This window comes from Psychrobacillus sp. NPDC058041 (genome assembly GCF_042885655.1).
Taxonomy (GTDB): domain Bacteria; phylum Bacillota; class Bacilli; order Bacillales_A; family Planococcaceae; genus Psychrobacillus.
Genome location: NZ_JBHVRO010000011.1, coordinates 101634 through 128153 on the forward strand (window position 1 = coordinate 101634; position 26520 = coordinate 128153).

The following is a 26520-nucleotide window of genomic DNA, read 5'->3' on the forward strand; positions in this document are numbered from 1 at the left end:
CGCATAAGAATAGCAAATATAAAAACAAGTATAAAAGCAGTGGATTTCTCCTTAGAAATCGAACTGCTTTTAGCATTTTTAACAGAATTTATATTAGTAAAGAGTCTTCTTGAACTGCCGAGGCAATTATTTACGGAAGTTATTAGAAAGCTTTTGCATGAATAGTATGTAATAACCTAAAAAAGTTAAGGAGAAACCTTGATGAAGGCGATTATGTATAATAAATACGGAACGACAGAAGTTCTTAAACTCAAAGAAGTAGAAAAGCCTACACTAAAGGACAACGAAGTTCTAATAAAAGTTCATGCTGTTTCTGTGAATTCTTGGGATTGGGAACTCCTAAGAGGCAAACCATTCTTAGCACGTCTTGGAGGGCTTCTTAAACCAAAATACAAAATACTTGGCGCGGACATAGCAGGTAAGGTTGAAGCTATTGGTAAAGAAGTAAAGCATTTATTACCTGGTGATGAGGTTTTCGGGGACATTTCTTGGTGTGGATGGGGTGGGTTTGCGGAATATGTATGTGCTCATGAAAATGCATTGTCGTTGAAACCACCGACTATGACTTTCGAAGAAGCTGCGTCCATACCACAGGCAGCAGTCCTTGCACTACAGGGACTTCGTGATAATGGAAAAATTAAAGAAGGACAAAAGGTTTTAATTAATGGTGCTGGCGGAGGAGTTGGCACGTTTGCATTGCAGATTGCAAAATTATATGGAGCAAATGTGACATGTGTGGACAAGGCGGAGAAATTAAATATGCTGCTGGCAATGGGGGCTGACCAAGCTATTGATTATGCCCAAGAGGATTTCGCCCAAAAAGGACAGTCTTATGAACTTATTCTGGATATTGTGGGAAATCGGTCTATCTTCGATTTCAAACGTATATTAAATCCTAAGGGCACCTATGTCATGGTAGGAGGTACCTTGCATCGAATTTTACAATGCATGTTAATGGGACCTTTGTTTTCTAAACCCTCGGGAAAGCAAATGTCTATCCTGGTCTATAAACCAAATAGAAATGACCAAAATTATTTAACGCAGCTCTTTATGGCAGGCACAATAGTACCTGTAATAGATAAACTATATCCGTTGAGTAAAGCTGCTGATGCTGTACAGTATCTTGGAGAAGGACATGCAAAGGGAAAGGTAATCATCCGTGTTGAGCATAAGACCAATCTCAGTATTGAATAACTATGATGTGTAATTGTACAAGACATAGAGAAAAATAGGTAGTATCAATTAATAAAGTAGCGAAGTTGCGTACGAAATTGTATCTCGAATGTAGGACGATGTTCAAACATTCTCCAGAAGATTACCGAAAATGGCCCGTGAAGTGATTTAGTCACTTCACGGGCCGTTTTCTTTGGTAATATCTTCAGAAATGGTGAGCCTAGGTGTACTTTGAGCATTTTTTTCTTATAAGTTGGGGATGAATGTATAGTGTTGACGAATTGAAGGAAATAGGATAGAATTTTAAATAATTTATCACGCTAGTACTCTAGTGTATTAAAGTGAAATTAGGAGTGAATCGAATGAGTAAGATTCAAATGTTTGAGAAACCTTTAGGAATGAGAGATTCTTTTCCGGAAGTAAATGAGCAGAAGGAATATATTCGTTCGACAGCGAGAGATTTTATTCGGAACAAAGGATATGACTTTATAAAAACGCCATCGGTCGAGTACTTTGAAACGATTGGAAAAGCTTCTGCCATAGATGAGTCATCACTATTTAAATTAGTAGACAATCAAGGGGAAATGCTCGTTTTACGTCCCGACATGACTACTCCGATTGCAAGAATAGCAGCTTCCAAACTATTAAAAGAAAAAAATCCCTTACGTTTAGCATATTTCGCAAACGTATTTCGTGCACAACATCGAGAAGGTGGAAGACCAGCGGAGTTTGAACAACTGGGGCTAGAATTGATTGGAGACTTTAGTGCGTATGGAGATAGCGAAATTATTCATACAGCAGTCGAACTTATAAAAGCACTAGGAATAGAGAGCTTTCGAATTACTATTGGGCACGCAGGAGTGCTATCAGCAATACTAACGAATAATACAAAAACAGAAGAACAAGTGGACTCTTTGAGACAACTTTTAGTAGAAAAAAATCTTGTTGGTTTTGAACAAAAGCTAGAAGAAATGCAACTGTTGGACAAACAAAAAAAGAACCTCATAAAACTGATTGATTATACAGTAGACTCTAAGGAATTAGAGAGTTTGCGACCATTCTTAACGGACGAGCAGCAGTATTTAATGGATCAAGTGAAACAATTACAACGTTTATTAGAAATACAATTAAGCGATTCTTCTATTGTATCTTTTGATTTTACGCTAGCGAGTCATATGAGTTATTACACAGGTATGCTGTTTGAAATTCATGCTGAAGGAAGTGGGTTTCCTATTGGTAACGGCGGTAGATACGATGAACTATTTAAACAGTTTAATGAAAAAGTTGGAGCTATTGGATTTGGGATAAGGGTAGATAGACTCTTAGAAGTACTACCTCCAAAAGAAATAAAGGAAAAACATACACTCTTTTTATTCCAAGAAGGATTTTATTCCAAAGCAAATGAGCTTGCAGAAGAGAGAAGAAAAAAAGCAGCAGAACGAGTAACGCTTCAATATATAGAAAGTGTAAATGATTTAAATGCATATACTAAAAGCTTTGATGAAGTAATAATCGTTTCAGAAGGTGGTTCTTTGCGTGAATGAACTAACAATTGCAATGCCAAAAGGGCGCATATTTGAAGAAGCATATAAATTGTTTGTGGAAGCAGGTTTTGATTTACCTAAAGAAATAAATGATTCGAGAAAGTTAATCGTGGAAGCTCCGAACGAGCGAATTCAATTTATTTTAGCTAAACCAATGGATGTCCCAGTATATGTCGAACATGGAGTTGCAGACATTGGGATTGCTGGAAAAGATGTATTGTTGGAGCAGAAGCGCGATGTCCATGAGTTACTTGATTTGTGTATTAGTAATTGCTATATCGCTAGTGCTGGACTTCCAAATACGAAAATGAATGAAATAGCACCAAGAGTTGCAACAAAATATCCGACCATCGCAACGAACTTTTATAAGGAAAAAGGGGAGCAAGTGGAGATCATTGAGTTAAATGGTTCTATTGAGTTAGCACCAATGATTGGATTAGCGGATCGAATTGTTGATATCGTTTCTACAGGTCAAACGTTAAAAGAAAACGGACTAGTCGAATATGAAAGAATAGTAAACATATCTTCTCGACTAATTGTTAATCCTGTAAGCTATCGAGTGAAACGAGAACGAATAAAAGAATTCGTAGCGCGATTAAAAAATGAATTGAACAAAAGGTAGGGAATCCTATGAAAATAGCAAAGCTATCCAATACAATTTCATTACAACGTTCAGTGGAACAAGCAAATGTGGATCATGTAAGAACTGTACGTCAAGTGATTGATCATGTTCGTCAAAATGGGGATAAGGCTCTTTTTGACTATACAGAGAAATGGGACGGAGCAAAGCTTTCAAACCTACAAGTGACGAAAGAAGAGATAGAAGAAGCATTTAACAACTTTGACCCACAATTGGTTAAAGATTTAGAGGAAGCCGCTGCTAATATTCGAGCATTTCACTCGCAGCAAGTACATCCAAATATTGATTTCCTTTTGGAAAAAAGTTCTTATATAAAATATAAAATTACACCATTAGATGCAGTTGGATTGTATGTCCCTGGAGGTACTGCTGCTTATCCATCTTCTGTATTAATGAATGCCATTCCAGCAATGGTTGCTGGAGTTAAACGAATAGTCATTGTGTCACCACCATCAAAAGAAGGAAAGCTTCCAGCATCCGTACTTGTAGCAGCTCGTATTGCTGGAATAACGGAAATTTATAAAGTCGGAGGTGCTCAGGCAATTGCAGCACTTGCTTATGGTACTGAAACAATTAAATCCGTAGATAAAATAACTGGTCCAGGCAATAGCTATGTAGCGCTTGCAAAAAGAGAAGTATTTGGAAAAGTAGCGATTGATATGATTGCAGGTCCAAGTGAAATTGCGATCATTGCCGATGATACCGCCTTTGCGGATGAAGTTGCATCTGATTTGTTAGCACAAGCAGAGCATGATCGATTTGCAAGTTCTGTTTTAATAACAACAAGCGAAAAACTCGCAAAAGAGGTCCAATTAGAAGTAGAGAAACAATTAAAACAGCTCCCACGTGAAGAAATTGCGAGAGCTTCGATTGAAAACTTCGGTCTTATTTATATTGCTGAAACTCTAAACCAAGCAGTAGATGCAGTGAATGAGCTTGCACCGGAGCATCTAGAAATTATGACGGACCAGCCAGAAAAAATTAGTGAACAAATTAAGCATGCCGGAGCAATCTTTATCGGAAGATTTAGTAGTGAACCAGTTGGGGATTATTTTGCGGGGACTAATCATGTACTTCCTACAAATAGCACGGCTAGATTTTCGAGTGGATTATGCGTGGATGATTTTATGAAGAAAACAAGTGTTGTATATTATTCGGAAGAAATGTGGCAAGAACAATATCCGAAAATTGCTCGTTTAGCAAGATTGGAGCAATTAGAAGGGCATGCACGTTCAGTCGAGTCACGAAGCTGGCGTAAGGAGGAATTCAATTGATAAATAAAAGAATGGCTAAAATAGAAAGAATGACAAATGAAACAAAGGTACTTGTTGAAATAGATTTAGATGGCGAAGGAAAAGCAGTAATTGATACTGGCGTTCCTTTTATGGACCATATGCTCGATTTATTTACGAAACATGGATTATTTAATGCAACAATAAAAGCAAATGGCGATACACATATCGATGATCATCATACTACAGAGGACATTGGAATCGTACTGGGTCAAGCAGTGAAAGAGGCATTAGGAGATAAAAAAAGTATTAAGCGATATGGAAATGCATTTGTACCAATGGATGATGCACTAGCACAAGTAGTGATTGATATTTCCAACCGACCGCATTTAGAATTCCGTGCTCAATTCCCGACACAAAAAGTAGGGAATTTCGATACTGAGCTTGTCCATGAGTTTCTTTGGAAATTCGCACTGGAAGCTCGTATGAATGTGCATGTCATTGTACATTACGGAATGAATACACATCATATGATTGAAGCAATTTTCAAAGCATTAGCACGAGCGATTGATGATGCTATTACAAAAGACGAACGTGTGAAAGGTGTCCCTTCCACAAAAGGACTTCTTACATAATAAAGGGAGAGTACCGATATGACGTCTATTCAAGTTTACCCAGCGATTGATATGAAGGGCGGAAAATGTGTCCGTCTATATCAAGGCGATTATGAGCAAGAAACTATTTACGGAGAATCTCCATTTGATATGGCTAAAAAGTTTACAGATGAGGGTGCAACTTGGATTCATCTTGTCGATTTAGATGGTGCAAAAGACGGGGAGAAAATTCATGCTCAGGAAGTAATCCGAATTGCAAAAGAGCTTCCTGTGAATGTGCAAATTGGTGGAGGAATTCGTTCTAAAGACGATGTCCGATTATATTTAGAAAATGGAGTGAATCGTGTCATTATTGGCAGTCTTGCGATATCACAACCGGAAACAGTTGCAGATTTAATCAATGAGTTTGGTGGAGAAAGAATTGTTATTGGACTTGATGCTAAAGATGGAATGGTGGCTACACATGGTTGGTTAGAAACATCTACACAATCAGCCGTTGAAGTTGGACAGTATTTTGCCTCAAAAGGTGTTAAACATGTCATTTTCACTGACATTGCAACAGATGGCACGCTTCAAGGACCAAATTTAGTTGCAAACAAAGAGCTTGCAGAAGCAACTGGACTTTCCATTATCGTATCAGGAGGAATTAGCTCACTAGAAGATATCGGCGACGTTGCAAAGCTAGCGAAAGAAACAACAGTCCGTGGCGTAATAACGGGAAAAGCATTATATAATAATCGGTTTACTTTGACAGAAGCTTTGCAGGAGGTTACGAAATGGTAAAGAAGATCATTCCTTGTCTTGACGTGAAAGATGGACGAGTTGTTAAAGGGGTTCAATTTGTAGGATTAAGAGACGCTGGAGATCCTGTAGAACTAGCTGCATTTTATGATAAAGAAGGTGCGGACGAGCTAGTATTTTTAGATATATCGGCTTCGATAGAAGGCCGTGAAACTATGATTGATGTCGTGAAAAAGACAGCGGAAAAAATTTCAATTCCTCTAATCGTTGGTGGTGGTATTCGTACGACAGAAAATATGCAGCAATTATTAGATGCAGGAGCAAGTAAGGTTTCGATTAATAGTGCAGCTATTAATAATCCATCTCTTATTACAAACGGTGCAAAATTATTTGGTTCTAATAAAATCATTGTCGCAATCGACGTAAAATGGTCCGAGAAGGATCAAGAGTGGTTTGTTTATACACATGGGGGACAAAAGAAAACAGAATGGAAAGTAGTTGACTGGTCAAAAGAAGTAGAAAAACTCGGGGCTGGAGAAATTTTACTTACAAGTATGGATCGTGATGGTGAAAAAGATGGGTACGATATTGCAGTTACCAAACTTGTAAAAGATGCTGTTTCAATTCCAGTGACTGCTAGTGGCGGAGCTGGAAATGTGGAACATATTTTATCTGCCTTTACAGAAGCTAATGCGAATGCTGCACTAGCTGCTTCCATTTTTCATTTTAAAGAAACAAGTGTACGTGAAGTGAAAAATTACGTCCGTGAAAGAGGAGTAGAGGTAAAATGAAAAAATTGAAATTTGATAAAAAAGGACTTATCCCTGTTATTGTTCAACATGCTCTAACAAGAGAGGTATTAACCCTTGCATATATGAATAAAGAAGCGTATACAAAAACAGTAGAAACGAAGGAAACTTGGTTCTTCAGTAGAAGTAGACAGGAATTATGGCATAAAGGGGAAACTTCCGGAAATACGCAACAAGTCATTTCGATTCGAAAAGATTGTGATTCTGACGCGCTAGTGGTCGAAGTATTGCCAAATGGAGCAGCCTGTCACACTGGGGAAGAAACTTGCTTCCACAATACAGTTGAGAAATTTGCAGATACTGTTGGCTACAATGTAATTACTTCTTTGATTCAAATTATTGAAGAGAGAGAAAGAGAAATGCCAGAAGGAGCATACACTACTTATTTATTTGAAAAAGGTGTAGATAAAATATGTAAGAAGGTTGGGGAAGAGTCTGCTGAAGTGATTATCGCTTCTAAAAATAATGACGGCGAAGAATTGAAGTGGGAAGCAGCGGATCTTATTTACCACATGCTAGTGCTCTTGCAAAATCAAAAAGTAAGCTTCTATGACCTTTTACAAGTATTGCAAAAAAGACATGAGAGTAAAACACATAAAAAATAATTGTTTATGATATACTGAAGAATATACTGATAAGGGACGTTAAAGCCTCTAGCAGGTGAATGCTACAAACTTTTATCAAGCAGGGTTGATAAAAAATGGGTTCACTTACGCAAGGCGTTGAGATACGTTCCTTATTATTTTTCGGAGGATTATCTTGAATAAAAAAAGTAAAAAGATATTAAAAGAAAATATTATTTCATTTTTGCCTACAGGCGAATACTACTATAAAAAAGCATTAGATGAGCTTCAAAAAGAACAATATGAAAAAGCACATAAATATTTAAAAAGAGCTGTAGATTTAAGTCCGGATGATCCATTAATTTTAATGCAATATGCCATCTTACAAATGGAATTAGATAACTTTGACTTTGCACATGAACTTCTAAGAAAAGCACATGATATTGATCCTAAAGAGTCAGAAATTGTTTTTTTCCTGTCCGAAGTAAATGCACATTTAGGCAATTTCATGGATGCCAATAGATTTGCAAGATTGTATTTAGAAATCGATATTCGCGGAGAGTATACAGAAGAAGCAATGGAAATAGTAGACTTCACTGAGCAAGAAGATTTGGAATCATTGGAAATGGAGAGTCCGTCTAGTGAAGCTCTTTTTCTTCAGGAAAAATCCCGACGTTTAATGGAGCAAGGAAAATTTCCTGAAGCTGTAGAATTGTTGGAATCATTGATAATTGATAATCCTGACTTTTGGGCAGCTTACAATAACTTGGCACTCGCTTATTTCTATATAGGAGAAGAAGAGCAAGCAAAAGCCTTACTTCATCAAGTTTTAAGTGAAAATAGAGGCAATATTCATGCGCTATGTAATTTAGCTGTTATTCATTATTATGAAAAAAATACAGAAGAATTAGAAGAAATTAGTGATTTCCTATCTAAGATTAATCCCTACTTTATCGAGCATCGATATAAAATGGGTGCAACTTTCGCATTAATTGGAAAATATGAAGAAGCTTTTAAATGGTTACGAAGCTTACAACGAAAAGGCTTTGAAGGGGACCCTGGATTTTATTTTTGGTTAGCTCATTCTGCATACTTTGCGGGGCATGAGGAAATTGCGCGAAATGCTTGGAAGACACTTCTCAAACTAGATCCAGAAAAAGCGGGATTCGAGCCATGGTTACCTCAAATGAAAGATATAAACTCCCATGGGTCAGAACATCAAAAAGAATTCATTTTGGAGAAGCTTCAAAGTAAACATGTAAGTGAACGAATCTTTGGCTTTTATTTGTTAGGAAAATCGAAGCATCGGCAAGAAATAATTTCTCATCCTCAATGGATTAAAGTAGAAGAATTGAGTACGATGGAGAAATTATTTTTAGCACAATCACTAGGACATTCATTTGATGAAAAGTCTGTCGCAGAAAAAGCCTTTGTACGAGCAATTGCTGCAACAGATTTGTTATATGAAAAATATAAACCCCTTGCGCAATCAGCTACTTACTTGTTTCAAATGTGGTTTATGTTGATAGAACGTGCGCTAGAAAAGGGATATGGCTTCAAAAATCCAAAAGCATTAGCAGCTGCAACTGAGTATATGTTTGAATCATCACGTTCCAAAAATGTGACGAAAAAGTATTTTGCGGATCAGTATGGGATTACTACAAATACCTTGACCAAATATGTCAATGAACTAATTCAGTTTTTGCCGCTATTTGATGCATAAGCAAAATAGTTGAAGCAAGTACAAAAATCCTATAGATTGAGTGTTAGTAGAATTGTAGGGGGAATTAGCAATGACTGAAGAAAAAATTTATGATGTAATAATAATTGGAGCTGGACCTGCGGGGATGACTGCCGCTGTATATACTTCTCGTGCCAATCTTTCAACGCTTATGATTGAACGCGGAATTCCTGGTGGACAAATGGCGAACACAGAAGAAGTAGAAAACTATCCAGGTTTTGAAACGATTTTAGGACCTGAACTTTCTACAAAAATGTTCGATCATGCAAAGAAATTCGGTGCTGAGTATGCATACGGTGACGTTGCAGAAATCGTAGATGGCGAACAATATAAAACGGTAAAAGTAAGTGGAAAAGAATATAAAGCATTAGCGGTAATTATTTCATCTGGTGCTGAATATAAGAAAATGGGAATTCCAGGAGAATCGGAACTTGGAGGACGCGGAGTAAGTTATTGCGCGGTCTGTGATGGTGCATTCTTTAAAGGAAAAAGACTTGTTGTTGTAGGCGGCGGAGATTCTGCTGTTGAAGAAGGTGCGTTTTTGACTAAGTTTGCAGAAAAAGTAACGATTGTTCACCGTCGCGATGCACTACGTGCTCAAAAGATTCTACAAGATCGTGCATTTGCCAATGAAAAAATCGACTTTATTTGGAATACTACATTAAAAGAAATTAATGGCAAAGACGGAAAAGTAGCTGGCGTGAAATTGGTCTCTACAGTAGATGGGTCTGAACGAGATTTCGAAACAGACGGAGTTTTTGTATACGTAGGAATGTTACCGTTAACAAAACCATTCAAGAACTTAGGTATCTTAAATGATAATGGATATATCGTTACGAATGAAAAAATGGAAACATCTGTACCTGGAATTTTTGGCGCTGGGGACGTACGCGAAAAAATGCTACGACAAATTGTTACTGCAACTGGAGATGGCAGTATAGCTGCTCAAGCTGCACAACATTATATTGAAAACCTAAAAGATAAAAATACTGCAAACGTATAACTTAATGTTATTTTAATCCAATTGTAACCTTATTGAAATAAATAAGGTGTATATTAAGGAGTATAAATACCCCTTTTTATATAAGCAATATTTGGACAGGCTGTTTCTCGATTTCAATCGATGAAGCAGCCTCTTTTTGAGTGTTATAAGAAAATGTAAACTATTCGTAACTGTCTAGACTCCAATGTCTGTGCTATGAGAGTACTTTCCGCCAATGCGAGAGCAATTCGCTTTAGCGAGATCGTTAACGGCAGATACGAGAGCACTCTTCGCCAATGCGAGAGCAATCCACTTTAACGAGAGCGTTAACGACCTATACGAGAGCATTCCATAAAACTCTCCCGGTAATAGTGTAGCCAATGTTTTTTTCGACGAGTAACCGCAGGAGCCAATGTTTCGTCCCAAGCACTCGGAAATTAGAGAAGAACAAGGGGTTCTTAAAGGGCAGTTGCGCATTTCAAATGAATTTCATGTATAATATTTAATAATAAGTATAGATAGTTTTGGAGTGATTATTCTTGCAGCGAATCGCAAATTTACTCATATGCAAAGACGGGCAAGTTCTTTTATTGAAAAAGCCTAGAAGAAACTGGTACGTTGCCCCAGGAGGAAAAATGGAAGTTGGTGAATCCATTCTTAATTCTGCTATTAGAGAGTTTACAGAAGAGACGAATACGATTCCAATCGATCCTCATTTAAAGGGAATATATACAATGGTTATAGAAGAAAACGGTAACCAAATAGATGAGTGGATGCTATTTACATTTGTCGCAAAAGATTTAGAAGGAACTCCTTTTCAAGAAACAAAAGAAGGCATCTTAGAATGGCATCCAGTAGAAGAATTACATGTATTACCTATGGCAGAAGGAGATCGAACGAATCTGCTATTTGCTGTTCGAGAGCAAGGAATACAATATGGTACATTTGTATACACACAAGACTTTACGTTAATAAAAGAAACGATTCAACAGTCAGTGGAGGGAGAAGTAAACAATGGAAAGTCAGCAAAAGCTTGAAACTGAAGTGGTTATTATCACTGGTATGTCGGGGGCAGGAAAGACTGTAGCGATTCAAAGCTTTGAAGACCTTGGCTATTATTGTATCGATAATTTACCTCCAGAACTTTTAGGTACATTTATCAATTTAATGATAGATTCCAATAAACAACCTCGTAATATTGCAGCTGTAATGGATTTACGAGGGGGAGAAATGTTTCATACTTTAGTTGATTCGGTTAATAGACTTCAGGAAGCAACTTCTGTTACTCCTAAAGTTTTATTCCTAGACGCGGAAGATGAAGCTTTAGTGAGAAGGTATAAAGAAACTAGGAGATCTCATCCACTAGCGAACTCTGGACTTCCTTTAGATGGGATAAAAAAAGAAAGAGAGTTATTATCTGATTTAAAAGGAAGGGCACAATTCATTTATAATACATCCAAAATGAAACCTCGTGAACTACGTGAAAAAATACAAGATGAATTTTCTGCAAAAGGAAGTAAGGTTTTTACTGTAAATGTCATGTCATTTGGCTTTAAACATGGCATTCCTATTGATGCGGATTTAGTATTTGACGTTCGTTTTCTCCCAAATCCTTATTATATAGAGGAATTACGATTGAAGTCGGGATTAGATGAGGAAGTTTCTAGTTATGTTTTAAAATGGGGTGACACAAAAACGTTAATTGAAAAGTTAACAGACTTGTTTTTATTTATGATTCCTCAATATAAACGGGAAGGTAAAACCCAACTTGTCATTGCATTTGGATGTACTGGTGGACAACACCGATCAGTTACACTTGCAGAATACTTTGGAAAACAATTAAAAGCAGACGATAAAACGATTATTACGCACAGAGATGTTACAATAAGAAAGGAATGAAGTAATGAATCGTACACAACACCAAAAGAAAATAGTAATAATTGGTGGGGGTACGGGATTATCAACTTTACTTCGTGGTTTAAAGAAATTTCCAATCGATATTACAGCAATTGTTACTGTAGCTGATGATGGTGGAAGTTCTGGACGATTACGAGATGAATATGATATTCCACCACCTGGTGATGTTCGAAATGTTTTAGCTGCACTATCAGATGTAGAGCCTCTTGTGGAGGAAATGTTTCAGTATCGTTTTTCCAATGCCACTGAATTAGAAGGTCATTCTTTAGGGAACTTAATGTTAACTGCATTAACTTCTATTACCGGTGATTTCGCCAATGCAATTCGAGAAATGAGCCAAGTATTGAAGGTGCATGGAAAAGTACTTCCGGCTGCAAACCAGCTAGTTACACTTCATGCGCAATACGAGGATAATGCAATAATAAGTGGAGAATCCAAAATTCCGAAGTATGGTCAGAAAATAAAAAAAGTGTTCATTACTCCCGAAGATGTGAAACCGTTACCGGAAACACTTAAAACCATTGCAGAAGCTGATATCATAGCAATTGGACCGGGAAGCCTTTATACGAGTATTCTTCCTAACTTATTAGTAGAAGATATAAAAAAAGCAATAATAAGTTCTAAAGCTAAGAAAGTATATATTTGTAATTTAATGACTCAAGCAGGGGAAACGAGTAATTATACTGCCTCAGATCATGTTCAAGCACTTATCGATCATATGGGAGAAAATTTTATCGATACTGTTTTAATTAGCAAGGAAGAAATTCCTGAAAACGTGCAGTATTTATATAAACAAGAAAAAGCTTCTCCTGTTAAAATAGATGTAGAAGTATTAGAAACATTAGATATAGAAATCGTAAAGAAAGATATTTCAGTTGTGTATGATGGTGCAGTTCGCCATGATTCCATCAAAGTCGCAAAATGGCTAGTAGAGTATGCGGGTTAATAGAATGATCGTTAGCAGTCTCTAGCAAGAAAGGGGGAAACGGATATGTCGTTTGCTTCTGAAACAAAAAAAGAAATGACGCAAGAAGAATCGAAACCATGCTGTGCAAAAGCTGAACTTTCCGCACTTATTCGGATGAATGGTTCTTTGTCATTTAGCAATAAAATGCTTAGTTTAGATGTTCAAACAGAAAACGCTGCAATAGCAAGAAGGCTATATACTTTGATAAAATCTTTATACCCATATCAAGTAGAATTGCTTGTTCGAAAAAAAATGAGATTGAAAAAAAATAATATTTATATTTGTCGTGTTCGTGAAGGTGCAAAGAATTTACTAGAAGATTTGAAAATATTAAATGAGGGCTTTCAATTCGAATATTCGATATCAAAAGAACTTGTGAAAAAGAAATGCTGTAAACGTGCTTATTTAAGGGGAGCTTTCTTAGCAGGAGGATCCGTTAATAATCCTGAGACGTCTTCCTATCATTTAGAAATTTATTCATTATATAAAACACATAGTGATGCACTCGTAGAACTGATGAATGAATTTGAGTTAAATGCAAAAACGATCGAACGAAAAAAAGGATATGTTGCTTATTTAAAGGAAGCAGAAAAAATTTCCGATTTCTTAAGCATTGCTGGCGCGCATAATGCATTATTAAAGTTTGAGGATGTTCGAATTATACGAGATATGCGAAACAGTGTAAATCGTCTCGTTAACTGTGAAACGGCGAATCTAAATAAAACGATTAGTGCCGCTATTAGACAGGTAGAAAATATACGTTTTATCGAGAATTCGGTTGGTCTAGATCAATTACCAGAAAAATTAAGAGAAATTGCAAGGTTGCGTGTTGAATACCAAGATGTTACATTGAAAGAATTAGGTGAAATGGTTTCGACTGGGAACGTAAGTAAATCCGGTATAAATCATCGTTTACGAAAAATAGATGAAATTGCAGATGCACTTCGTAGAGGCGAGACAATTTAGTGAAATGGAGCGTATAATCATGACAGAAAAACATGTCGAAGTGAAATTACCAGCAGGGTTGCAAGCAAGACAAGCAGCATTATTTGTTCAAGAAGCTAATCGTTATATTGCTGACGTTTACTTAGAAAAGGAAGACAAAAAAGTAAATGCAAAAAGTATTATGGGAATCATGAGCTTAGCGATAAGCAAAGGAATAACTGTAAGCTTAAGCGCTGAAGGCTCTGATGAAGAAGAAGCAGTAGAAGCCCTTGCAAAATTTATCTCAAATGAAGCATAAAAAGTAACGCCTCCCTCGTCATTCCGGACGAAAAGGCGTTTTTTTTTTTTCGTTGATAAGTCACTAGTTCGAAACAGCTGTTTAGGTGCTTATGACATCTTGTAAGGTGCTGATAGCGAGTATGTGGTGCTCGGGCCAGTCTATGTGGTACTCGTGACAATTTATGTGGTGTTCAATCTGTGTTATGTGGCACTCAGATATACTCAGTGTTGTGCGATAGTAGTAATAGCATCTAGTTTTTAGGTGCTGATGACATCTCGTAAGGTGCTTACAGCGACGGTTTAGGCGCTGATAGGTACTTTCAAGGTGCGCAACCGCTGTTTAGGCGCTTATAGCATCTAGTAAGGTGCTGATAGCGACAGTTTAGGTGCTTATAATATCTCGTAATGTGCTGATAACGAATAAGTGGTACTCAGATATACTCAGTGTTGTGCGATAGTAGTAATAGCATCTAGTTTTTAGGTGCTGATAAACGTAGTGTAGGCGCGGAGAGGTACATAATGTGTCCAAAAGTAGCTATACTTTGTAAAAAAATACCCAAGGAAATTGGAGTTTCCCTGGGTACAATTGTTATTAAGCTTTTTTCATTTCGCTACGAGAAATGATGTGGTCGATTAAACCATATTCTTTTGCTCGTTCTGCAGTCATGAAGTTATCACGATCTGTATCTCTAGCGATTACTTCGATTGGTTGACCTGTGCGTTCTGAAATAATTTGGTTTAATTTATCGCGTAGGTATAAGATACGTTTAGCGGCAATTTCAATTTCTGTTGCTTGCCCTTGTGCTCCACCAAGTGGTTGGTGAATCATAACTTCAGCGTTAGGAAGAGCATAACGTTTTCCTGGTGTTCCAGCAGTTAGTAGAAATGCTCCCATGGAAGCAGCCATACCGATACAAATTGTTTGTACATCTGGTTTGATGAACTGCATTGTATCGTAGATTGCCATACCAGCTGTAATGCTTCCGCCTGGGCTATTGATATAGATGGAGATATCTTTTTCTGGATCTTCTGCTTCTAAAAATAATAGTTGGGCAACGATGGAGTTAGAAACGTTATCATCAATAGCACTTCCAAGCATGATAATACGGTCTTTTAGTAATCGTGAATAAATGTCGTATGCACGTTCTCCACGATTTGTTTGTTCAATAACTGTAGGAATTAAATTCATCCTGATTGCCTCCTTCAAAGGTGGTATTGTAAGTTGATTACTGAGAAATATTCTCTCAGTTGTAACTTTATCATACACATTATGGTCAAGGAAGGTCAAATTTTAAGCTTCAAAATGATAGGTTGAATTTTGCACGTTCTATTTGTATAATAGATAGATCGCTTGTCCTCGTAGTGTAATGGATAACACACAAGCCTCCGAAGCTTGGAATGTGAGTTCGATCCTCGCCGAGGGCATCAAAAAAGTAAAAAACATGAAACACTTTAAACATGGTACACATGGTTAAAGTGTTTTTTTTATTCATTTTTCCTGCGCCTTTCAAATGAAATGGCGTATGCATCATGACGAAAATGAAGTACTGGATCATTTGTAAGTTCGATGCCATCTGAGACTATGGTTGGGTCAAATAAAATAGCTTCATTTGGAAATAGGATTTTAGTTAAAGTTAGTTGGCCAACGACAACCTTTTGCCTGTTGTCCGGCCAAGGATCTGTCGGGTCATCCGTAACATCACCCTCTTCTCCTAAACGAATGACTAAGTTAAATGAAACAGATCCATTAAGAACTCTAAGGTGGAGTTCTTCACTTAGATAGTCGGGAGAAGTTATTGTTCCTATCGATTTTCTCTGAGAATTTTTTTCGTCAGGTTGCCATTCATATTTAATAGCTTGGCGTTTTCCTTCTTTATTCATAAAATAAAAAGCGTGAATTGGGTAATAATTGAGCTTAGCATAACTTATGGGTGGTTGTTTAAATTGGTCTTTCAGTGCATGTAGTATATTTTTTCTTTCTGGATATTTTTTAAGGATATTCAGTATACCTAATCCTAAATCCACTTTATCATGACCCGTTTTGTCAGCTGTCAAAATTTTTAGCATGTCTATAAAAGTTTCCGGATCTTTTGTTATAAATTTAGGAATTGTCGTGCTGACCAGATGACTGGTTGTTCCATTTGGTAGGTGAAACTGTACGGACATTCCTTTGACAGGAGAAAGAAAATCGGCTGCAGTAGGATTTGGAGGGCTGTTAGAAAAGCGAACCGTTGCAGGTACAGCTTCATTTTGAAGATGCGCTGCAGTAGTATAAGGTATTGCATTGCCATTAGGTGTAAAGTTTGCTTCATAAAACAACCCTTTAGCATGTGCGCGACGTGCTCCGGGAAACTTCCCCTGTATCTTTTCAAGAGTGTCAATAGCTTCAGTAGTCATAGAATTATGATGGTCGCTCATATTATTTATTTGAATCACCTCTTTAAAAGTTCACTATTCTATTCATCTTTACCCCAAAACACTTATATTAATCAAAAGGAAAGTACAAGACTTTTTGAAACCATTTAATGTTTTTTTCGTATAGTTAAGTAGGTTTCGCATTTTAGATTTAAAGGTAGAAATATAATATACTTAATTAGAGGTGAATGAGATGAAGAAATTATTAGGGCCGCTTGTAATTATTATTGTGATAATTGCTGTTTTTGCGGCTATATTAGTGCCGAGCTATAACGGTTTTGTAAATGGAGAAGAAGATGTCAACCAAGCATATGCCCAAGTTGAAAACCAATTACAACGTCGTATGGATTTGATTCCAAATCTTGTGAATACAGTAAAGGGCTTTGCTTCACATGAAAAAGAAGTACTTAGTAATATCGCAGATGCACGTTCTAAGTTAGCAGGAGCAAACACGCCAGCGGAACAGGCAGCTGCGAATGATCAGTTATCTGGAGCACTGAGTAGATTGTTAGTAGTAGTAGAAAATTATCCTGCTTTAAAAGCTGATGCAAACTTTCGTCAATTAATGGATGAACTTGCTGGAACAGAAAATCGTTTGTCCGTTGCTAGACAAGACTATAATGAAGTAGTTTCAAACTACAATAAAAAAGTAAAACGTATGCCAGGAAGTATTGTTGCTTCTGTTTTTGGCTTCGATCAAAAAGAATATTTTAAAGCGGATCCAAATGCAAAAGAAGCTCCTGTTGTTGATTTTAATGGAGATGGCAAGTAATGAGAAAAGTTGCGCGAATGCTCATAGTTGCGCTACTGCTATTTCTTTCTATTCCATTAGTAACGGTAGCAGCATCTAATATACCAAAACCTATTCCTGGTGAATCCTACGTGCAAGACTATGAAGGATTTTTGTCCCAATCGACTAAAAAACAAATAGAAGAGCTTGGACTTAAATTAGATAAAGCAACTGGTTCACAAATTGTCGTCATGATTATAAATTCATTAAACGGGCAAGATGTTAATCAATTTAGTGTAGATGTCATTCGAAAGTTTGGTATTGGTGATCAAAAAAAGAATAATGGTGTTTTATTTGTGATAGAAACAGATCCTACTAAAAAAGGTAATAGAGATGTATATATTTCAGTTGGCCAAGGTCTTGAAGGGGCATTACCTGATGGGAAAATTGGACGGATACTGGATGAATATACGTATCCATTTTTAGAACAAGGTTCTGTGAATGAAGCAGTTCTTTCTACGTATCAAGTACTCTATAATGAAGTAGCAAAAGAATATGGATTAGAAGGCGAGCTTTCGGAACCGCAAAATCCAGCTTCATCTAATGAAGGCTTCTCGTTTTCCACTATTATTGGAATTGTTGTTGTAATTTATTTTATATATACAATCATGAGAAATGGTGGAGGCGGCGGAGGTAGTAACGGTAGACGACGTCGCTCTACTATGTTTGGTCCAGGAAGTTTCGGAGGTGGCTTTGGTGGCGGCTTCGGAGGTGGTGGAAAAGGATCAAGCGGCGGTTTCGGTGGCTTCGGCGGAGGTAGTTCCGGAGGCGGCGGAGCGGGACGTAAGTGGTAAATAAAAATGGAAAAATGCCCTTAAGTAGGGCTTTTTCTTTGTTTTATTTTCCCTTGATGTGTCTAATGTAATTATTCCGATAAAGTAATGAATGGGGGATTTGGGAATGAAACTAGTAGAGATAAACAAGGATAACTGGCTACGAACGGTTTTATTGACGACGAATGAGGATGGGAATGCGACTGTAGTTGAAAAATTTGTAGCCTCCAATGCGCTATCTATTGCACAATCGATTTATGAGACTGGATGGATTGTAAGAGGAATAGAGGTTGAGGACAAGACTATTGGTTTCGCGATGTATGGATTAGATGAAGATACTAACAATTACTGGATATGTCGTTTAATGATTGATTATACCTGTCAGGGAAAGGGCTACGGTAGAGAGGCTGTACAGTTGATCTTGGACGAAATGAAGCAGCTGGATGGCTGTGAAACGATCTATCTATCGACGGAGCCAGACAATGAAGTAGCCATAAAACTATACGAAAGCTTCGGATTCCAAAAAACAGGCAAGATCAATGATGGAGAAGCAGAGTTTGTATTGAAACTATGAGTGCGAGGAGAGCAGAGGCTCTTCTTTTTTTGAGAAAGAATAAAAATTAGAACAAGATATAATTAAACGTAACAAATATTTTTAAGGAGAGATGATATAAAATGATTGTCCAATTCTACACTAGACCAGGTTGTCATTTATGCGAAGAGGCAAGACTTATGCTGAAACTTGTACAGGAAGATATAGCATTTGAAATAAATGAAGTGAATATAGAAGAAGATGAGGAACTTCATGAAAAATATATGTTGATGATTCCAGTTGTTGAATTCGAAGGAGAAATTATTCAATACGGACAAGTAGATTACGCAACAATACTGGAAACATTACTTAAATAATGTTCCAGATTGTGCGCTACTCGCAATATTCATAAGCATACTCGCAACATTTCCTCAACTATTCGCAAGTTCCAAGTAGATACTCTCAATATAGAAAATTTTACCTTCAACTATTTACTGACACAATATTTTCCAAAAATAATGCACTAGTATTGCATATGTGAATATAATATTGTATGATGATTTTAGTAATTCACTTTTTTTTTAAGTCACTGGGACAATTTTTAATTAAGTGGGACAAAAACGTACCAACTAGTTAGGAAGTGAAAAATGGAGTCTTTACTCACAGCTCAATTAAAGCTAATTCCTGAAATGAGTGATTTGTTACAAAAAAGGTATCAAATACTTCAAATGATTCAACTTTCCAAAGGGATTGGTCGTCGAGTTTTAGGGGAACAATTAGGTTTGTCAGAAAGAGACACTCGAAAAGAATTAGATGCATTAAGAAAACAAGGATTAATTGATATATCACGTGATGGAGCAGCTATTTCTCCAGAAGGTACAAAAATATTAATGGAATTGAAAGAAGTCGTTCGCGAGTGGTCAGGAAGATTACAACTTGAACAAACACTTTCTAAAATTTTACAAATAAAAGAAGTAATTATTGTTCCAGGAAATGCAGATACTAATACGAATGCAGCAATGCTTTTATCTCAAGAAGCAGCAAAGTTTTTGGAAAGCATTTTGACGGATGACAAAATAATTGCAGTAACAGGTGGCTCTACCATTGCATCCATTTCTAACTTTGTTCATGAGACTACAAAATGGCAAAATTTAATGTTTATCGCAGCACGTGGCGGAGTTGGAAAAGATGTAACATTCCAAGCGAATACGATTGTTTCTCTGTTCTCTAACAAAATGAATGGATCTTATCGGACCTTGTATATGCCAGATAGTTTGAGTGAAGAAGCATATCTTACGATGAAAAAAGAGCCATTTATACAAGAAATGATGGATTTATATGAAAGAACAAATATTGTTATTCATGGTATAGGTGATGCCGAAGAAATGGCTAGAAGAAGAAATTCTAGTGAAGACGAGATCGAGCGTCTAAAAGAAAACGGTTCTGTAAGTGAAGCATTTGGCTATTATTTTAATGACCAAGGCGAAGCAGTCCACCGTATAAGAACAATTGGAATTCAGTTAAAACAATTAAAAAATATAGAGCATCTACTTGCAGTTGCCGGTGGTGCCAAAAAAGCAAAAGCACTATTGTCTTATTTTAAACAAGCGCCTGAACAAACTGTATTAGTGACCGACGAAGGTGCTGCAAATGAAATGATGAAAATAATAAAACAAACCTATTAGGAGGAAAATAAAATGACAGTAAAATTAGCGATTAATGGATTTGGACGTATTGGACGTAAAGTATTTAGAGAAGCATTAGAACAAAAAGAGTTAGAAGTAGTAGCAATCAACGATTTAACAGATGCTGCAATGCTAGCACACTTATTAAAATACGATTCAGTTCATGGAATCTTCGAAGCAGAAGTATCTTCAGAAGGAGATTATTTAGTAGTGAACGGAAAACAAATCCGTGTATTTGCAGAAAAAGATCCTGCAGCACTTCCATGGAAAGAGCAAGAAATTGATATCGTTATTGAATGTACTGGATTATTCAGTACAGCTGATAAAGCTGGGAAACATATCGAAGCTGGAGCTAAAAAAGTAATTCTATCTCAACCAGCTAAAGACAATATGCCTACATTTGTTATGGGTGTAAATGCGGATAATTATAATCCAGAAACAGATCATGTAATATCAAATGCTTCATGTACAACAAACTGTTTATCACCACTTGCAAAAGTTTTGCAAGATCAATTTGGTATTAAACGTGGAATGATGACAACAATTCACTCATATACGAATGATCAACGCATTTTGGACTTGCCGCATAGTGATTACCGTCGTGCTCGTGCAGCAGGAGAGTCTATGATTCCGACTACAACAGGTGCAGCATCAGCAGTTGCGAAAGTACTTCCTGAACTAAAAGGGAAATTAGATGGTATGGCAATCCGCGTACCAACACCAAATGTTTCTTTAGTTGACTTTGTAGCAGAACTTGAAAAAGAAGTAACAGTAGAAGAAGTAAATGCTGCTTTAAAGAAAGCTTCTGAAAATGAATTAAAAGGAATTCTTGCTTTCAATGAACTTCCATTAGTGTCAATTGACTATAATGGAAATACAGCATCTTCTACAATTGATGGACTTTCAACAATGGTTTTAGGTGATAATATGGTGAAAGTATTATCATGGTATGACAATGAATCAGGATACTCTGCACGTTGTATTGATCTAGCGCTTCTTATGATGAAAAAAGGACTATAAGCTTATCCAGCAAGTGAATTGCACAGATTTTGCATAGCGATAATGCGTAATAACCTCTATAATGAGAGAGGGTAAAAGGAGCAAGGGTTTACCCTTCGCTCCTTATTTTTATAAAACAGTATTATGTTACTGCCCCGACATTTACTAGTCGAGGTTAAGCGGAAGATTTATGCATTTCTTACTACTAGGAGGCTATTCTCATGAATGAAAAACAAACGATGAAAGATGTTACTTTACAAGGTAAACGAGTATTTTGCCGTGTAGACTTTAACGTACCTATGGAAGATGGAGCAATTACAGATGACACAAGAATTCGAGCTGCATTGCCGACGATTAACTATTTAATCGAACAAGATGCAAAAGTAATTTTAGCTAGCCATATGGGACGCCCAAAAGGAGAAGTAAAAGAAGAACTTCGTTTGACAAAAGTTGGAGAGCATTTAGCAAAATTATTAAACAAACAAGTGAAAAAATTAGATGAATCAATTGGTGCTGAAGTAGAACAAGCTGTTTCTGAAATGAAAAATGGTGACATTATTTTATTGGAAAATGTTCGTTTCCATGCTGGAGAAGAAAAAAATGATTCCGAGCTTGCAAAATCCTTTGCTTCCTTAGCGGATGTGTATGTAAATGATGCATTTGGAGCTGCTCATCGTGCGCATGCAACGACAGAAGGTATTGCGAAATTATTACCTGCTGTTTCTGGGCTATTAATGGAAAAAGAATTAGATGTATTAGGGAAAGCACTATCTAACCCGGAACGACCTTTTACTGCAATTATAGGCGGAGCTAAAGTAAAAGATAAAATTGGCGTTATCGATCATTTATTAGATAAAGTAGATAATATACTAATCGGTGGAGGCTTATCGTATACATTCACTAAAGCACAAGGGCATGATATTGGGAAGTCTCTTTTAGAAGAAGATAAAATCGAGTTGGCGAGAGGTTTTATTGAGAAGGCGAAAGAAAAAGGTGTTTCTTTTCACTTACCAGTAGATGTTGTCGTAGCGGATGAATTTTCAAAAGATGCCAATACGAAAGTTGTCGATATAGACCAAATTCCATCTGACTGGATGGGGTTAGATATTGGACCAAAAACAGCTGCATTATATGCGGACGTCATTAAAAATAGCAAGCTAATCATTTGGAACGGACCGATGGGTGTGTTTGAAATGGATGCATTTGCGAGTGGTACAAAAGGTGTAGCAGACGCAATGGCTGAAACAGCAGGATATACAATTATAGGCGGTGGAGATTCAGCAGCAGCTGTTGAAAAATTCAATGTTGCGGATAAAATGGACCATATATCCACTGGTGGAGGAGCTTCCCTTGAGTTTATGGAAGGGAAAGACTTGCCTGGAGTTTCTGCTTTAAACGACAAGTAATGGAGGAGATTCATATGCGTAAACGCGTAATAGCAGGGAATTGGAAGATGTTTAAAACACTTGCAGAAGCGAAAGAATTCGCTCTTCAACTTAAAGAAAAACAAGTGGATAGCAGCAAAGTGGAAACAATTATTTGTGCGCCTGCATTATTTTTAGATCAACTTGTACATGTTACAAATGATTCTTTTATTTCTATCGGTGCACAAACGATGCATGAGGAAAAAGAAGGAGCATTTACGGGAGAAGTTAGTGGACATCAACTACAAGACCTTGGTGTAAGCCATGTTATCATTGGTCACTCCGAAAGACGTCAATATTTTAATGAAACAGATGAATCTATCAATAAAAAGGTAAAAGCTGCTTTTTCAAACAATTTAACTCCAATTATTTGTGTAGGAGAAACTTTAGAACAACGCGAACAAAACGAAACGGAAAGCATGGTTTCCAATCAAGTAATGGCAGCTTTAGAAGGACTTTCAGAAGAAAATGTTATGAATTCCATTATCGCTTATGAACCAATTTGGGCTATCGGAACTGGTAAAACAGCTACTGCAGACGATGCGAATGATGTGTGCCAAGCAATTCGTGAAACAGTTCTAGATGGATTTGGAGAAGAAGTTGCAAGCGCAGTTCGTATTCAGTATGGAGGTAGTGTAAAACCGGATAATATTGAAGAATTGCTTTCAAAAGAGCATATTGATGGCGCTTTAGTAGGTGGAGCAAGTTTACAAGTAGACTCGTTTGTGAAACTATTGGAGGCTGGGGAAAATGTCTAAAAGCCCAGTAGCATTAATCATTTTGGATGGATTTGGATTGAGAGATGAGTCATTTGGAAATGCGGTAGCACAAGCGAACAAACCTAATTTTGACCGTTATTGGGCTGAATATCCAAATGCAACACTTACAGCATCAGGAGAAGCGGTAGGCTTGCCGGAAGGTCAAATGGGTAACTCTGAAGTAGGACATTTAAATATCGGGGCAGGAAGAATTGTCTATCAAAATCTGACTCGAATTCATAAATCGATTCGTGAAGGTGAATTCTTTTTAGAACCGAAACTTCTTACAGCGATAGAACATGTAAAGCAAACAGGTGGTAAGCTTCATTTAATGGGACTACTTTCGGATGGCGGAGTTCATAGTCATTATTCCCATTTATTTGCTTTATTGAAATTAGCAAAAGCAGAAGGGTTACAAGAGGTTTTTGTTCATGGATTTTTAGATGGACGAGATGTTGGACCACGTACAGCCATTGGTTATGTGGAAGAAACAGAAAAACAAATGAAGGATATCGGTGTAGGGAAGTTTGCTTCGATAAGTGGACGCTATTATGCAATGGATCGTGATCATCGCTGGGATAGAGTAGAACTCACGTATAGTGCGCTTGTTGACGGAATCGGAAGAACTGCCGGATCCGCAACGGAAGGAATTTTAAAATCCTACGAAGAAGATGTAGCAGATGAATTTGTTATTCCTTTCGTAATTGAGGAAAATGCAAAGCCAGCTACAACAATCGACTCTGGTGATGCAGTAATTTTCTTTAATTTCCGACCTGATCGTGCGATTCAATTATCTCTTGCTTTAAATACACCAACATTTGATAGCTTTAAGTTAAGTGAAAAGCACCCAACAAATTTAAAGTTTGTGACGTTCACACATTATAGTGATGAGGTTGTATCGGATGTTGTTTTTGAAAAAGCGAACTTATCTAATACGGTTGGAGAAGTACTTTCCAATCATCATAAAACTCAGCTTCGAATTGCAGAAACTGAAAAGTATCCACATGTGACATTTTTCATGAGTGGTGGGCGCGAAGAAACGTTCCCTGGAGAAAGAAGAATTTTGATTAATTCTCCTAAGGTTGCAACGTACGATTTGAAACCAGAAATGAGTGCGTATGAAGTAACAGATGCACTTCTAACTGAAATTGCAGAAGATAACTTTGATGCAATCATTTTAAACTTTGCTAATCCAGATATGGTTGGACATAGTGGAATGCTAGAGCCAACGATTAAGGCAATAGAAGCAGTTGATGAATGTCTAGGGAAAATAGTGGATGCCATCACTGCAAAAGGCGGCTATGCGATTATTACAGCTGATCATGGAAATTCCGATGAAGTAACTACTTTAGAAGGTCAGCCAATGACAGCACATACAACTAATCCTGTTCCTGTCATTGTAACGAAGAAAAATATTACGCTTCGTCCTGACGGAATTTTAGCCGATTTAGCACCAACCATGTTACACTTATTAGGGATAGAAACACCGCCTGAAATGACAGGTAAAACACTAATCGAAACGGAGAGTTAAAAATGCCAATTATTACACAAATTCAAGCTCGTGAAGTATTAGATTCACGTGGAAACCCAACAGTAGAGGTAGAGGTTTTTACAGAAAGTGGCGCATTTGGTCGTGCAATCGTTCCATCTGGTGCATCTACTGGTGAATATGAAGCAGTAGAACTTCGTGACGGTGACAAAGCGAGATACCTAGGTAAAGGTGTTCTAAAAGCAGTAGATAACGTAAATAACATAATCGCAGCGGAACTAGAAGAGAACTATTCAGTATTAGATCAAGTAGAAATTGACCGCGCAATGATCGAATTAGATGGCACAGAAAATAAAGGAAACCTTGGTGCAAATGCAATTTTAGGTGTTTCCATTGCTGTTGCCCATGCTGCTGCAGATTATTTAGATATGCCACTATATCAATATTTAGGTGGATTCAATGCAAAACAACTACCAGTTCCAATGATGAACATTGTAAATGGTGGAGAACACGCAGATAATAATGTAGACATTCAAGAATTTATGGTAATGCCAGTTGGAGCAGAATCATTCCGCCATGCACTTCGCATGGGTGCTGAAATTTTCCATAGCTTAAAATCAGTATTAAAAGAAGCGGGATTAAACACTGCTGTTGGCGATGAAGGCGGTTTTGCACCGAACTTAAAATCAAATGAAGAAGCCCTTTCTACAATCATGACTGCAATTGAAAGAGCTGGCTACAAACCAGGCGAAGATGTCCTTCTAGCAATGGACGTAGCATCTTCTGAGTTATTCAATAAAGAAGATGGCAAATACCATTTAGCTGGTGAAGGTGTAGTGAAAACTTCAGAAGAAATGGTTGCTTGGTATGAAGAACTTTGTGAAAAATATCCAATCATCTCGATCGAAGATGGCTTAGATGAAAATGACTGGGCTGGACATAAATTACTAACAGAACGTTTAGGTAAAAAAGTACAATTAGTTGGAGACGATTTATTCGTAACAAATACGAAAAAATTGGCACAAGGAATTGAGCAAGGCGTTGGAAACTCGATTCTTGTAAAAGTAAACCAAATTGGTACCCTTACAGAAACTTTTGACGCTATCGAAATGGCGAAACGCGCTGGTTATACTGCAGTAATTTCTCACCGTTCAGGTGAATCAGAGGACGTAACAATTGCCGATATCGCAGTTGCAACAAACGCTGGTCAAATTAAAACAGGTGCACCATCTCGTTCGGATCGTGTAGCTAAATACAACCAATTACTACGTATTGAAGATCAGTTATATGAAACTGCTCAATATTTAGGTAAGAAAACATTTTATAACTTAAAATAATGCAAAATGCTACTTAACGAGAAATTCGTTAAGTAGCTTTTTTAATAGAAAAGAATGTATATAAATTGATTCCAGTAACAGGTTGATTTCCGCTGCAGGCGGACGCTTTCCAGGGGGCAAGCATCAAGCCGCTTCCTTCGCTGCGCTCAGTCCAGGGTCTTGATTTGCTTG

Annotated in this window: 27 protein-coding genes and 1 tRNA gene; 26 read left to right on the forward strand and 2 right to left on the reverse strand. The window is 37.1% G+C overall.

Going from position 1 to position 26520, the window contains the following annotated elements:
• Positions 1 to 201: 201 nt before the first annotated feature.
• The 15 genes from ACFVR1_RS16320 to ACFVR1_RS16390 all read left to right on the forward strand — a co-directional run bounded on the left by ACFVR1_RS16320 (position 202) and on the right by ACFVR1_RS16390 (position 14166).
• Positions 202 to 1194 (forward strand): NAD(P)-dependent alcohol dehydrogenase, encoded by a 993-nt coding sequence (locus tag ACFVR1_RS16320; RefSeq protein WP_387585528.1) that lies wholly within the window; start codon positions 202 to 204, stop codon positions 1192 to 1194.
• Between the two features lie 341 nt (positions 1195 to 1535).
• Positions 1536 to 2717, forward strand: a complete 1182-nt coding sequence (locus tag ACFVR1_RS16325) for an ATP phosphoribosyltransferase regulatory subunit (protein ID WP_387585530.1) — start codon at positions 1536 to 1538, stop codon at positions 2715 to 2717.
• The gene (gene hisG / locus ACFVR1_RS16330; protein WP_387585532.1) at positions 2710 to 3339 is read left to right on the forward strand and encodes an ATP phosphoribosyltransferase; all 630 of its coding nucleotides are present in this window, start codon (positions 2710 to 2712) and stop codon (positions 3337 to 3339) included. The genes ACFVR1_RS16325 and hisG overlap by 8 nt, the downstream gene beginning before the upstream one ends.
• Before the next feature lie 8 nt (positions 3340 to 3347).
• On the forward strand, positions 3348 to 4631 hold the full coding sequence (gene hisD / locus ACFVR1_RS16335; RefSeq protein ID WP_387585533.1) for a histidinol dehydrogenase: 1284 nt from the start codon (positions 3348 to 3350) through the stop codon (positions 4629 to 4631).
• Positions 4632 to 4642: 11 nt separating this feature from the next.
• Positions 4643 to 5224 (forward strand): imidazoleglycerol-phosphate dehydratase HisB, encoded by a 582-nt coding sequence (hisB, locus tag ACFVR1_RS16340; RefSeq protein WP_387585575.1) that lies wholly within the window; start codon positions 4643 to 4645, stop codon positions 5222 to 5224.
• An 18-nt stretch (positions 5225 to 5242) separates the two neighbouring features.
• Positions 5243 to 5986 carry a 1-(5-phosphoribosyl)-5-[(5-phosphoribosylamino)methylideneamino]imidazole-4-carboxamide isomerase gene (gene hisA, locus ACFVR1_RS16345; protein WP_387585535.1) on the forward strand — a complete coding sequence of 248 codons (744 nt, stop codon included), beginning with the start codon at positions 5243 to 5245 and terminating at the stop codon, positions 5984 to 5986.
• Positions 5980 to 6735, forward strand: coding sequence for an imidazole glycerol phosphate synthase subunit HisF (gene hisF / locus ACFVR1_RS16350; RefSeq protein ID WP_387585536.1), 756 nt, complete (start codon positions 5980 to 5982; stop codon positions 6733 to 6735). The genes hisA and hisF overlap by 7 nt, the downstream gene beginning before the upstream one ends.
• On the forward strand, positions 6732 to 7358 hold the full coding sequence (gene hisIE, locus ACFVR1_RS16355; RefSeq protein WP_387585537.1) for a bifunctional phosphoribosyl-AMP cyclohydrolase/phosphoribosyl-ATP diphosphatase HisIE: 627 nt from the start codon (positions 6732 to 6734) through the stop codon (positions 7356 to 7358). Before hisF ends, hisIE begins: the two co-directional genes overlap by 4 nt.
• A 154-nt stretch (positions 7359 to 7512) precedes the next feature.
• A complete protein-coding gene (locus ACFVR1_RS16360; RefSeq protein WP_387585538.1) occupies positions 7513 to 9039 on the forward strand; it encodes a tetratricopeptide repeat protein in 1527 nt (508 codons plus the stop codon).
• A gap of 70 nt (positions 9040 to 9109) precedes the next feature.
• Complete coding sequence (gene trxB, locus ACFVR1_RS16365; RefSeq protein ID WP_387585540.1) at positions 9110 to 10060, forward strand: thioredoxin-disulfide reductase; 951 nt, start codon at positions 9110 to 9112, stop codon at positions 10058 to 10060.
• A gap of 518 nt (positions 10061 to 10578) precedes the next feature.
• Positions 10579 to 11076 carry an NUDIX domain-containing protein gene (locus ACFVR1_RS16370; protein ID WP_387585542.1) on the forward strand — a complete coding sequence of 166 codons (498 nt, stop codon included), beginning with the start codon at positions 10579 to 10581 and terminating at the stop codon, positions 11074 to 11076.
• Positions 11054 to 11938 (forward strand): RNase adapter RapZ, encoded by an 885-nt coding sequence (rapZ, locus tag ACFVR1_RS16375; RefSeq protein WP_387585544.1) that lies wholly within the window; start codon positions 11054 to 11056, stop codon positions 11936 to 11938. Before ACFVR1_RS16370 ends, rapZ begins: the two co-directional genes overlap by 23 nt.
• Before the next feature lie 4 nt (positions 11939 to 11942).
• The gene (locus ACFVR1_RS16380) at positions 11943 to 12902 is read left to right on the forward strand and encodes a gluconeogenesis factor YvcK family protein (RefSeq protein WP_387585545.1); all 960 of its coding nucleotides are present in this window, start codon (positions 11943 to 11945) and stop codon (positions 12900 to 12902) included.
• A 45-nt stretch (positions 12903 to 12947) separates the two neighbouring features.
• The gene (whiA, locus tag ACFVR1_RS16385) at positions 12948 to 13889 is read left to right on the forward strand and encodes a DNA-binding protein WhiA (RefSeq protein WP_387585546.1); all 942 of its coding nucleotides are present in this window, start codon (positions 12948 to 12950) and stop codon (positions 13887 to 13889) included.
• Between the two features lie 19 nt (positions 13890 to 13908).
• Complete coding sequence (locus ACFVR1_RS16390) at positions 13909 to 14166, forward strand: HPr family phosphocarrier protein (protein WP_387585548.1); 258 nt, start codon at positions 13909 to 13911, stop codon at positions 14164 to 14166.
• Positions 14167 to 14739: 573 nt separating this feature from the next.
• Here the strand turns inward: ACFVR1_RS16390 and clpP are convergent.
• Complete coding sequence (gene clpP / locus ACFVR1_RS16395; protein ID WP_387585550.1) at positions 14740 to 15336, reverse strand: ATP-dependent Clp endopeptidase proteolytic subunit ClpP; 597 nt, start codon at positions 15334 to 15336, stop codon at positions 14740 to 14742.
• A gap of 164 nt (positions 15337 to 15500) precedes the next feature.
• Here clpP and ACFVR1_RS16400 point away from each other — a divergent pair.
• A tRNA-Arg gene (locus ACFVR1_RS16400) sits at positions 15501 to 15572 on the forward strand.
• Between the two features lie 60 nt (positions 15573 to 15632).
• Here the strand turns inward: ACFVR1_RS16400 and ACFVR1_RS16405 are convergent.
• Positions 15633 to 16583, reverse strand: coding sequence for a catalase family peroxidase (locus tag ACFVR1_RS16405; RefSeq protein WP_387585552.1), 951 nt, complete (start codon positions 16581 to 16583; stop codon positions 15633 to 15635).
• Between the two features lie 172 nt (positions 16584 to 16755).
• Here ACFVR1_RS16405 and ACFVR1_RS16410 point away from each other — a divergent pair, with 172 nt between their 5' ends.
• From ACFVR1_RS16410 to eno, 10 genes are all read left to right on the forward strand, one after another.
• Complete coding sequence (locus tag ACFVR1_RS16410) at positions 16756 to 17334, forward strand: LemA family protein (RefSeq protein ID WP_387585554.1); 579 nt, start codon at positions 16756 to 16758, stop codon at positions 17332 to 17334.
• On the forward strand, positions 17334 to 18146 hold the full coding sequence (locus ACFVR1_RS16415) for a TPM domain-containing protein (protein WP_387585556.1): 813 nt from the start codon (positions 17334 to 17336) through the stop codon (positions 18144 to 18146). Before ACFVR1_RS16410 ends, ACFVR1_RS16415 begins: the two co-directional genes overlap by 1 nt.
• Positions 18147 to 18252: 106 nt before the next feature.
• Positions 18253 to 18699 carry a GNAT family N-acetyltransferase gene (locus ACFVR1_RS16420; RefSeq protein ID WP_387585558.1) on the forward strand — a complete coding sequence of 149 codons (447 nt, stop codon included), beginning with the start codon at positions 18253 to 18255 and terminating at the stop codon, positions 18697 to 18699.
• 101 nt (positions 18700 to 18800) lie between these two features.
• On the forward strand, positions 18801 to 19034 hold the full coding sequence (locus tag ACFVR1_RS16425) for a glutaredoxin family protein (protein WP_387585559.1): 234 nt from the start codon (positions 18801 to 18803) through the stop codon (positions 19032 to 19034).
• A 270-nt stretch (positions 19035 to 19304) separates the two neighbouring features.
• Complete coding sequence (locus ACFVR1_RS16430; protein WP_387585560.1) at positions 19305 to 20342, forward strand: sugar-binding transcriptional regulator; 1038 nt, start codon at positions 19305 to 19307, stop codon at positions 20340 to 20342.
• 12 nt (positions 20343 to 20354) lie between these two features.
• Positions 20355 to 21362, forward strand: a complete 1008-nt coding sequence (gap, locus tag ACFVR1_RS16435) for a type I glyceraldehyde-3-phosphate dehydrogenase (protein WP_387585562.1) — start codon at positions 20355 to 20357, stop codon at positions 21360 to 21362.
• Positions 21363 to 21562: 200 nt separating this feature from the next.
• Positions 21563 to 22747 carry a phosphoglycerate kinase gene (locus tag ACFVR1_RS16440; RefSeq protein WP_387585564.1) on the forward strand — a complete coding sequence of 395 codons (1185 nt, stop codon included), beginning with the start codon at positions 21563 to 21565 and terminating at the stop codon, positions 22745 to 22747.
• A 14-nt stretch (positions 22748 to 22761) separates the two neighbouring features.
• A complete protein-coding gene (tpiA, locus tag ACFVR1_RS16445) occupies positions 22762 to 23523 on the forward strand; it encodes a triose-phosphate isomerase (RefSeq protein ID WP_387585565.1) in 762 nt (253 codons plus the stop codon).
• A complete protein-coding gene (gpmI, locus tag ACFVR1_RS16450) occupies positions 23516 to 25054 on the forward strand; it encodes a 2,3-bisphosphoglycerate-independent phosphoglycerate mutase (RefSeq protein WP_387585566.1) in 1539 nt (512 codons plus the stop codon). The genes tpiA and gpmI overlap by 8 nt, the downstream gene beginning before the upstream one ends.
• Before the next feature lie 2 nt (positions 25055 to 25056).
• Positions 25057 to 26349 carry a phosphopyruvate hydratase gene (gene eno, locus ACFVR1_RS16455; RefSeq protein ID WP_387585567.1) on the forward strand — a complete coding sequence of 431 codons (1293 nt, stop codon included), beginning with the start codon at positions 25057 to 25059 and terminating at the stop codon, positions 26347 to 26349.
• Positions 26350 to 26520: the final 171 nt, after the last annotated feature.